Annotated in this window: 12 protein-coding genes and 1 pseudogene; 3 read left to right on the top strand and 10 right to left on the bottom strand. The window is 40.7% G+C overall.

Translation table 11 applies throughout. The features are described from left to right. Positions 1 to 223: 223 nt before the first annotated feature. On the top strand, positions 224 to 1252 hold the full coding sequence (locus AB4623_RS00100) for an IS110 family transposase (protein ID WP_017041084.1): 1029 nt from the start codon (positions 224 to 226) through the stop codon (positions 1250 to 1252). Positions 1253 to 1593: 341 nt separating this feature from the next. On the opposite strand, the gene AB4623_RS00095 is transcribed toward AB4623_RS00100, so the two are convergent. From AB4623_RS00095 to AB4623_RS00070, 6 genes are all read right to left on the bottom strand, one after another. Further along, on the bottom strand, positions 1594 to 2463 hold the full coding sequence (locus tag AB4623_RS00095) for a hypothetical protein (RefSeq protein ID WP_145577867.1): 870 nt from the start codon (positions 2461 to 2463) through the stop codon (positions 1594 to 1596). A gap of 140 nt (positions 2464 to 2603) precedes the next feature. Further along, positions 2604 to 3236: a hypothetical protein gene (locus AB4623_RS00090; RefSeq protein WP_045104709.1), complete on the bottom strand. Its 633-nt coding sequence runs from the start codon at positions 3234 to 3236 to the stop codon at positions 2604 to 2606. A 505-nt stretch (positions 3237 to 3741) separates the two neighbouring features. Next, positions 3742 to 4113, bottom strand: a complete 372-nt coding sequence (locus AB4623_RS00085) for a DUF4440 domain-containing protein (protein ID WP_017097735.1) — start codon at positions 4111 to 4113, stop codon at positions 3742 to 3744. A 45-nt stretch (positions 4114 to 4158) separates the two neighbouring features. After that, the gene (locus AB4623_RS00080) at positions 4159 to 4524 is read right to left on the bottom strand and encodes a VOC family protein (protein WP_017097734.1); all 366 of its coding nucleotides are present in this window, start codon (positions 4522 to 4524) and stop codon (positions 4159 to 4161) included. A gap of 27 nt (positions 4525 to 4551) precedes the next feature. After that, on the bottom strand, positions 4552 to 5016 hold the full coding sequence (locus tag AB4623_RS00075) for a cupin domain-containing protein (RefSeq protein WP_017097733.1): 465 nt from the start codon (positions 5014 to 5016) through the stop codon (positions 4552 to 4554). Between the two features lie 321 nt (positions 5017 to 5337). Continuing rightward, positions 5338 to 6003 carry a hypothetical protein gene (locus AB4623_RS00070; protein ID WP_372145447.1) on the bottom strand — a complete coding sequence of 222 codons (666 nt, stop codon included), beginning with the start codon at positions 6001 to 6003 and terminating at the stop codon, positions 5338 to 5340. 566 nt (positions 6004 to 6569) lie between these two features. Here AB4623_RS00070 and AB4623_RS00065 point away from each other — a divergent pair. Continuing rightward, on the top strand, positions 6570 to 6722 hold the full coding sequence (locus tag AB4623_RS00065; protein ID WP_372145445.1) for a hypothetical protein: 153 nt from the start codon (positions 6570 to 6572) through the stop codon (positions 6720 to 6722). A gap of 213 nt (positions 6723 to 6935) precedes the next feature. Further along, the gene (locus AB4623_RS00060; RefSeq protein WP_372145443.1) at positions 6936 to 7247 is read left to right on the top strand and encodes a Fic family protein; all 312 of its coding nucleotides are present in this window, start codon (positions 6936 to 6938) and stop codon (positions 7245 to 7247) included. Positions 7248 to 7521: 274 nt separating this feature from the next. Here the strand turns inward: AB4623_RS00060 and AB4623_RS00055 are convergent, their stop codons facing one another. The 4 genes and pseudogenes from AB4623_RS00055 to AB4623_RS00040 form a co-directional block, all read right to left on the bottom strand. Further along, positions 7522 to 7983: an RES family NAD+ phosphorylase gene (locus AB4623_RS00055; protein WP_017093449.1), complete on the bottom strand. Its 462-nt coding sequence runs from the start codon at positions 7981 to 7983 to the stop codon at positions 7522 to 7524. Next, on the bottom strand, positions 7980 to 8423 hold the full coding sequence (locus AB4623_RS00050) for an antitoxin Xre-like helix-turn-helix domain-containing protein (RefSeq protein ID WP_016800265.1): 444 nt from the start codon (positions 8421 to 8423) through the stop codon (positions 7980 to 7982). Before AB4623_RS00050 ends, AB4623_RS00055 begins: the two co-directional genes overlap by 4 nt. A gap of 432 nt (positions 8424 to 8855) precedes the next feature. Beyond that, positions 8856 to 9308: a hypothetical protein gene (locus AB4623_RS00045; RefSeq protein WP_016799983.1), complete on the bottom strand. Its 453-nt coding sequence runs from the start codon at positions 9306 to 9308 to the stop codon at positions 8856 to 8858. 86 nt (positions 9309 to 9394) lie between these two features. Continuing rightward, positions 9395 to 9933, bottom strand: a pseudogene (locus AB4623_RS00040) (conjugal transfer protein TraG); the annotation flags it as partial.

The following is a 9933-nucleotide window of genomic DNA, read 5'->3' as shown; positions in this document are numbered from 1 at the left end:
CCGCAGAGGCCTCTAGCGCACCTAATCCCGCTCAATAAATTTGAGTCTGGCTGTACACCCGACTAGGGTTTTCACCCCAATTCGCGTAAAGAGAACTAGATTATAACTGATTGAATACATTGGTCAACTGATTGGATACTGCTAACGAATGATATGGACTCCCTCTACCTGACACTCTGCGTGCCATACTTACTTAGTACACGCTGAAGAACTGGAGGTTACTATGTCCACCATTCAAACTATTGGCGTTGACCTCGCCAAGAATGTATTCAGTATTCACGGCGTTGATGCATATGGCAAGTGCGTCCTACGCAAAACTGTCAAAAGAAACAAACTCTTAGACACATTCGCGAAGTTACCGCCCTGCCTCATCGGTATGGAGGCGTGCTCTGGTGCACACCACTGGGCGAGAGAGCTACTGAAACTAGGTCATAACCCGAAAATTATGGCGTCCAAATTCGTTATTCCATATCGACAAAATGAGAAGAACGATGCCAATGACGCAGAGGCCATCTGTGAAGCGGTATCTAGACCCAAAACACGATTTGTCTCTATAAAAAGTGAAGAGCAACAAGCTGTGCTTTGCCTGCACCGTATTCGACAGGGGCTAATTAAAACAAGAACGGCGACTATTAACCAGCTCAGAGGTTTGCTTTCCGAATTTGGCATTGTGATGCCGCAGGGTCGCTACTCGGCTCAAAACACTATTGGTAGTGTCCTTGAAGATGCAGAAAATGGTTTGCCTATACTCGCTCGAGAGCTACTTCAAGATCTATCGAACAAGATTCAACACCTTAACCTAGAAGTATTGCACTATGATCGTAGAGTCTCTGCTTTAGTTCGTGAGATGGCTTCAGCCAAAGCCCTCATGGATATTCCAGGTGTCGGTGAACACAGTGCAAGTGCCATTGTCGCGACCGTCAATGACGCCAAACAATTTGGCTCTAGCCGCCAATTTGCCGCTTGGATAGGGTTGGTTCCAAGACAATACTCAACAGGTGGTCATGTTCACCTTGGTCGCATCAGCAAAAGAGGCGAAAAACATATTCGCACTCTACTTATTCATGGCGCAAGAGCCGTTATTGCACGATGTAAAGAGAAAACCGATCGCAACAGTATTTGGTTAAATCAACTCGTTGAACGACGAGGTTATAAACGAGCAGCTGTCGCCCTAGCAGCAAAAAACGCTCGTATAATATGGGCATTATTAACAACAGGAAAAGAGTACAAGATTAACTATGTAAACGGTTAACACTCACCGAGTCAAAGCAATAGCAAATGATGACAATACGACCAGACCGAGATGCCTAAACCTGTTTAATTGGGAAGTAATAAATACTGTTTAACGAATGAGGTTGGCATCAAGCGAATATCATCAAGGTGACGGAACAATTCCGATTAAACACCGAATGTAGAGCTGCTGTCCGATCCACTGTTGTCAGCGGGAGCTATTGTTGACAAAAGAGGGAGTCCATGTAGCCCAATTAAGGTGTGAAGTACGCGACCACGACACTTAATTTGACCACCGTAAACACTGAACTCGACCCAAACCAAAAATGCCAAGCATGCTGAATCACTCTTAAATTGTTAGTTTTATTTTATCGACGATACTTCTTTAACATAACGATCTCGTAGGCTCGTATATTTCTTTTCATCTCTGACATTCAGAGCTCCCAACATTGCTCCACACCCAAAATGATAGTCATAATGATCCTGCAAAAGAGAAGTTACTGATGACAATGAATCAATTGTGGAAGCCACTTGAATCTTGCCTTCAGTTGATGAAGTGTTCCATCTATATTTTGGAGAGAATCGTAATAAAGATACCAAAGATAGAATTTTCTTTAGGCGTGCTTTACTGTCAGCACTATTTACTGACTGAGTGCGGTCGATCTGACTCGGGTAAAGCCCCCATAAAAACTCATCAACATACGAATAGTCTTTAGGATTTGTACTTTGACGAAACGCTTCAGGTTGAATGGAATATGACACTTCACTTGGGACAGTTTCATCGATAAAGACCCTAGCTCCTTTCCCCATACCTTCAAGTTTTACAGCTTGTGTTGCCGCCTTACCACAAATGAATTTCCCCAATCTTACATTGACAGTGTCAGGTTCGACAATTTCACCATAAGACATTCCACCACGGCACAATACGCCATTAGATGCAGTCTCCCACATAATTTCTCGAGCTGCCTCAAGTACAAGGTCTGCATTAGCCGACCAAATAAATGCACAATCAGATAACTGCGCAACTTTGACACCATTATGTTTCATCACTTTGTTGAGAATCCTACGAAACTTCAATAGTAGCTTCGCGCAAAAGATATGCTCTGATGTCGATTTGGAAGTCTTGAAACGATGTGCTGAAAAATCACTTTTCTCAATTTCCACTTTGCCTTGTGTCAGTGCACCAACCCCCAAAATATCGACAAAAAATACTGCACCTAGATATTCTTTCAACTGACTCGATCCTTATTATAAAACTAACGCCTGCATAACACGTTTGCTACCATGCAGATTAAGCTCAAATTTACCACTTAATACGGTAAACTCAAAGAAACCTAGAATGCCGAATGTAGCAAATCGTGTTGATGCATTTGTTATGTTTCAATTAATTCAATGATGTCTTCACAATTACCAATAACAAGATCAATCGATATCGCTTGCTCTAACTTAAAAGATAAATCAGAAAATACAATCCGAAACTCATTTTGATGTTCATAGTTTTGTGACTTTTGAAAAGTATTCCATTGCCACTTTTGGTTTTGCAATGATTCTTTGGTCACTTCAAGTGATCGATTATAATTAACCTTACCTATATGTGGATTAGAAAAATTATACTTATCATGTCGTAATTGTTCCGCAATTCGATTTACAAACTTAGTGATGTTTGTAATTTTAATAATTGAATCATAGTGCTTATCAAGCCCAAGTAAAGTTGAATGTTTAGTGTTTGAATTTGCACAACACCAGATAAAAACCTCATTTAATGAACTCGTTGAATATTGGTGATTATTGACGGTTAATTCACCAAGTCCTTCTAAAGAATCACCTAACTCAACACTTTCAATACCTTGATAAAAAGACAAAGAGTTCAATCTAATTATACCCTTCGTTATGAGTTTCTTAGCCCAAGTTAATTCCATAGCTTTAATCAGAACATTCGGCGCTGGATATTCATTATATTCAATACCATCGACAATCCTCGTACCATTTATTGTTAAAGTATTCATACATCTCCTGAAACATAACATTCTTAATAACAGGCAGTCTCGTTTTTCTGTCTGCCTGTTTATCAAAAAATTTATCATAAACCACTAAAAATTAAAGCAAATACATCGAGCTATGTATTCTGTCATCATATAAAAACGCGCCAGCGTGTTATCACTTTTTAACAGTGCCTGTTATCTAAGGCATTATTCTCACAAACATTTTAACAAACAATAGTTTACCAAACATTCCATCGACAAAACGAGACTAAGCACTTAACAAAACAAGCCATTATTCATACTCAAACCAGATTAAAACTTAATAAACTGTATAGATACACAGAAAAGAAAATAAAGATGATGAGTAAATTATCCAAAACTTGATATTAGGATTTGTAGGGAAAACGAACGCCCTTAAAATGTGTAGAGCATTTGATCTAACAAGTTTTGGGGCAGAGGCGTGTTACAAACTTTAAGCTCCCCCGTAATGACAAACTTCAGTAGATAATTAGATTACGGATAATCACTACTAACTGAGTTTGAAAGGTTTACATTGCGTACCTTGATGATACCTGAGCTTCCAACAAGTGCCCGTAAATGTCCAAATTGAACAGCGTTTGGCATAGTCACTAACTTCTCCAGATTCACTTACAAGAGCAGACTCATACTTTAAAAGCTGTATAGAAGGCTCAAGTTGAATACATTCATACTTTTGAGAATGAACGCGGATATCTGAAGGCTCTTCCAAATCCATCATTTGAATAATGGATGTAAAATCGTAGCTATCTCCTGACTTACCAACTTCAGTAAAACTAGGGTGTATTAAACGATCAAGGTCAGCTTTGTTCTGACGAGTTTGGTATTGATGGAGTTCTATTTCTTGTTCGATCAAAATGTCCATTTTACCTCCTAAACTGATATGGCATATAAGGCCTTTATAATCCATTTAAACCACTTGCAACGTCGTCGCCCCACGCAAGCCAATTAGGTTGCCAAATGGATCTTCGATTTGACACATAAAAAGCCCATTTTCAATTGCCATTGGGCCTCTATACAGTTTTGCACCAAGTTCTTCAAAATGATCCAGTGCTTTATCCAAGTTGTTTACCGACCAATATAAAACTGTCCCGCATTTACCCGAGCCTACTTTTTCGTCTGCTTGCACTATCTCAAGAGAAAAACCGTTTAAATTGAGCACGGTAAAGTCGAAACTAGGATGATAAACAGATTCTGCTGTAGGAAAGGCTTTTTGATACCACTCGATGCCCAATGCGACATTTTGAACATGAATAAGAATCGCTGTTGGAATCATAGTCTTCCTCCTACTACTTACCAATCACTAGTATGGTGTGCCGTTCTTTCTAGAGGGAGTCCATTCACCAGAACTTTCAACAACCCATTTGAAATCATCATCTGGATAATGGGCTTCGTCTTTTGCAACTCGGCTCCCTATAACTATAAATTTAGCTTGTTCGCTACTACGGTTTATTAAATGATGACCATTTTCGACCCTAGCAGGGAAACCAATACACATTCCTGCAAACAATGTCTGCTCACCGTCATCACTGACTAAACATAGCTCACCACCGAGTACATAAAGAAACTCATCTGACCTTGTGTGCCAATGGCGAAGAGCCGACTGCGCATTCGGTTCTAATACTTCCAGATTCACACCGAACTGAGTGAGCCCAAAAGAATCACCTAAACTTCTGCATTCAGATTGACCAAGGCGAGATTTAAATGGCTCTGGAAATGGGTTAAACGTATCACCTTTTATGCTTAACGCTTGTTTCGCTTTCGTCATTAATTGCCCCTATGCATAACGCTTTTCAGTCGGGATATAGTCATTTGCTTCTGTCCATCTTGCTCAACCTTTTTAAGCAACTCAAGCCATATATGGTGGTTATGTGATTTTTGTACGCACACGAGTGATGGGTTACGAAAAAAACACCTGCACTCTAGGGTTGTTAGTTAGCATATGTATTACAAAATCAACTCACCATTAATTAGTCAATCATCGGTCGTGACACACTTTGGGGCAAAGACGTGTTTGCCGAGATGGGCGTCAGCACGTCTTTGGACAGAACCACGTTACCTTGGCTACGCAACGCTTAATCCTTATCTGTTAGGCAATTTTTGTTCGCTGTATAAATGACGACACTTCCGGAGCCAATTTATGGTAAAACGACGCAACTTGTTCTAAGTACCATGCAACAAATTTACTGTCGATTTCAATATAGGAACCTAAGCTGCCTTCAACTAAGCCTTTCCATTGAGCCTTCTGCTTTTCAAACCTATCGGTCACTTTGCCGTTGTTATGAATAATCTGATTCCGTAACTTATAGGCGACAATCATTGCATCGGCTTCTTCTTTGCAGCCAGCAAGACTAAGGTGAGCATTGGTTTTTAGGTAGAGTAGGCACTTCTCTACCTTCGATAGTCTCCCCTTCTCAAGTAACTTTAGAGGCTGACCTTTATGTGATGCTAGTAGTTCACATAGCTCATATAAGGAATTTTCGACAAAGCTCGAAATAGTAATTACTACACTATGCTTGTGTATCCACTCACTCTTCACTATGTCTTCGTAGTAAACCATTCCATAGATCTCGCCTAACTCTTGATACCGATCTTCGCAGGTAGTTTCTGCCAACGATTTCTCAAGTTCGCTGTCTAAGCGGTTTGCTTTCGACTCCCAGTGAGAATCTATTGATTGGGAAAATCGTCTAATGCGATTAACTTCATTTTGACTCTGATGACAATAGCAAGCCAAGCCGCTTTTAAATGCATCCATCACATATCTCCAGCTAATTTCCTAACGCTTTATCGACGGTTTTTTTCCTAATTATATGCAACCAATCATAACGTTAATCATACTCACGCTCAATCTAATGCCCGTATTGCCTAGAGCCTAGGATGTGAACTTCAGAAATTTCCGAAAGTTTCCGTATAACTCCGGCGGATTCTGAGCAATACGATTTTTAGCCTACATACGCCCAAAATAAGCTCGGTCTGACTCTCTTTCATCGGATTAGATTTGATAGGGAAAGCGCACGCCCCCCAAATTGCGTAGAGCATTTGAGCTAACAAGTTTTGGGGCATTTTCGAGCTAGAAAATGCCACGTGTAAAAATTCAGATTGTGACGTTTTTGGGGCAGCTCTGAGTTAGCTGGCACTTTGAGAGAAAAGTGCCACGGGTAAAACTTTAGGCCAATGAAGCCTCTGGATAAAACTTTGCCAGTGACATTACTAGAATAGAATGCTGCTGCGCGGCTCACTTGGCTTTGCGAAAATCGCTACTTCATGACATTAGCTGATTAGTCATGTACAATTAATACAACCAACAAGAGGAACATTGATATGGTCAATACCTCAAATTCAAAGCGCCAAAAAGCTACATTTACCCCTAGCTTAAAGAACTTCAAAACCAGTTTGGGTTATGAAGGCATGACGATAAATAAGAAATCGAACGTTCAAACCATTGAAGATTTAAAACGCAAGTATGCGAGATAAATATGGTGCTGATCAGGACAAATACTGTTACTCAAATTCTGATGTTTTAATTAACAGATTGAATATACTTGACTCAGATGAACTTGAAAAAGCCGAAATTGAGTTTACGAGTTATAGGTACCTTTCATACAAAAGTAATGTTTCTGAAATCAAGCATTTAGACTTCAATCACCTCAAGTGTCTACATCACCATCTATTCCAAGATATTTTTGAATGGGCAGGTCAAGTTCGAGAAGTAAAGGCTACACTCGATTCTGTACCGTTTCTAGGATTGAAGCTGAAGCTTCAAAATTATTTGGTATTATCCCTTCGTTAGACAATTTGGCTTTGCCCGATCTTATCCAAGAATTAGCCAATCTATTTTGCGAATTAAATTTGTTACATCCTTTTAGGGAAGGTAATGGCGAACTTTACGTTTTTTCTTTGAAGAACTCGTATTTATCCTTGGCTACACCATCGAGTGGCCTAAAATTACTCAACAAGAATGGATTGATGCAAATATTGAAGGGGTATCATTCGATTTAGAACCGTTAATTACAATATTTCGTTTAGCTCTATCTAGTGAAAAACAAGACTGAATTTTTGTGCGATTGCATTAGTTTTAATAGCCTAAACTCCACTGAGGAGTGTTGAACCGCTTTTTTCTGTGAAACATAACTGGGCAGAAAGTGGTTTAACTTATCTTCGCCGTCTAACTTGATGTAGCCAAAAACAGATCAAACTATATTGGAAATGAACAGACTTTATTGGAACTGACAAACTTTAATGTCCTCGGACATTTACAGTGGGAATCGCTGATTTATAGAAGCCGGGTATCGAAAGAAATTTCGTGTTTTTTGGCCGTTTTGATGAGTTTTGGATAACCTGGATGTTTTGTGTTGAGCACATAGTTTTGTTCGCGAGGCACAATCACCGATGGGGTCGCCAGCGCCAAGCTTGAATAGCTCGATAACCATTGATCACCTATTTCGGCTGTCTGAAGCGGGGCTGGCTCTTCATTCCAGTTGTCCGGTAAGTCGTCATTTTCAAGGACCAAAGCATCGGCTTCATCCAGTTCCAACGTAAACAAGACATAATTTTCAAGTACTTTGGTATTTTTGAGATGAACCAAGATTTCTAAAATGGCAAGTGACTCTGACGCCGCAACATAAACCGCAGACCGTCCAATAGAATTCCAACGCCCTCCGTACAGTCTGGAGCCTTCGCCATCGAAAGCTGACTCTTCCCACTTTTCCTTTACGATTCGGTACAAAGTGATCAAGAAAATACCCCATGCTCTAATCGTCCAATTAGGTTTAGCACACCCTCTGATTCAGCAGTTGTGGCAACCATATCGATAGGGCGGCGATTACCCAAACCAACCACAGGGGATTTGATCCATTCACACGCGGCCAAGATATCACCTTCAAACAAGTTGATGGTTTGGTTGAATATCTCAGCAAAACGGTACAAACGATCACTTTCGTCTTTGTTAAAACGTCCCGCTTTCGATCTGCGGTTTAGTGTGGCTGGTGGAATTGTAACAGCGGTAGCCAACTCTTTCTTTTCCAATTTAGAGTGCTTGGCTAGTTTGTCAAAAACATCAAAATCCAGACCTTTATGAACAGACTCATAAAGGGTTACCCCTCGCGATGGAATACCTACTTGCTGCCAAAAGCTAGCTGGCTGTTTAACAGGCTTGAATGCTTGCATTTGTGACATAACAATAACTCCTTATCAGATGGTAGTGTCATTATGTATCAGATGATTGCGGTAGGCAAGTTTACAAGTACATAGCTTGGAAAATTGGAGAGCGACAAGTAAGTTAGAGCCTTGTCTTCTGGCTTTTAAGTCCCTTCGCTTGTATCGACAACAACATATTGAAATTCAAGAGGCTGCTAGGATGTTGGGGATCAACAGGGGTAGTTTCAGCAAAAAATTAAACCAGATTACAAATAATGAACTTGGATTGGTTGAAAGCCTATAGATATATATCAAGCCTATTAGGACACAGCAGAGGGCGTAGCCATCATTACCTTGAAAAACGCCAGCCAGTCAGTAGCTTGGTCTAATTTACCCCCGTGATACATCACGGGGATTTACAGCGAACAGCATGATAAGAACGGATAACTTTTGGCAGGGTAAACCAATAGCTTAAAATTGCTTTTGCACTGGGCAAGGGTATTGCTCTTTTAATGCGGCGGTTAGATAGCTGGCGATGCTGCCACCAATGCCTGCTTTGCCGTATTTTTTTAAACGAGGATCGTGTTCAAGTCTGTTGTCGATAATTGTCATCAGATCTTTGGTTTTCCATTCCCATAATGTTTCGCGATTGGCTGCATCTTTCATTGGCAAGCAATAATCAATGCGTTGGCCGCGAGTATCTAAACGGGTGGTATAAAAGTTCACGGCGTTAGCAGCGACACGAGTACCAATCAATAAATCTCGATACTCAGGACTCCCCGGATTTTGATAATGTTCAACATAGTAACTCATATCTGCAGGGCTGTTGCCACTGCTGAGTCGGTCGATTTCTGGAATTTGACTATTGGCTAAGCTCAAAAAAGAGAAACATGTGCCTAAGCCTAATACGAGCCATTTCATCATTAATCCCTCCATTTAATACTGTGTATCTTACTAGGTCGTTACGATTTTTCATTTTAATTACTCAATAATTAACCATTATTTATAGGTTAAGAGCGGGTTTGATCCTCCTTCTGTGTTGGCTGTAAGGTTGATGGTGGCTCAACACGGTTACTGGTACTCTCAAATTGTTCACGTGTATCCTCCACGATTTGCGAGTGGTTGTCGGGGGTGTAATAACGCTCAGTGCCTCCGCGTTGTTTATGCTGCTCAATCACCGTTTGGCTGGTGTTGCCTAGAGCCTTACCTTTGTATTGTTCGCCCACCATTGTTTGCCACTCGGATTGGGTCGGCTCAGGATTAAAGGTACGTTCGTGCTCTTCTTGAGTGGGGACGCTGGCGAGCACAAAATCTTTAAACGTGTCGGTTGTTTTAAATTTTTCCCATTCATCAGCGCGGGCTTGGCGTGATTTATCATTACTACCGGTAAGAATCTGTTCTGCTCGTCCTACTTCAGATTTATATTTCTCCTCCACAAAACCTTGGAATGGTATTTCCAGTTTCTCAGTCAGGCTGGCCAGATGACGTTGCTCTTGGCTGTTGACTTGACTGAGTGTATCGACCTCTTGTTGAGATTGTGTCGTGGACG

Source organism: Vibrio sp. 10N.222.52.C12, from assembly GCF_041474215.1.
In the GTDB taxonomy this organism is placed as follows: Bacteria; Pseudomonadota; Gammaproteobacteria; order Enterobacterales; family Vibrionaceae; genus Vibrio; species Vibrio crassostreae_C.
Note: the sequence above shows the minus strand (reverse complement) of the source record. Positions and strands in the feature narration are given on the sequence as shown.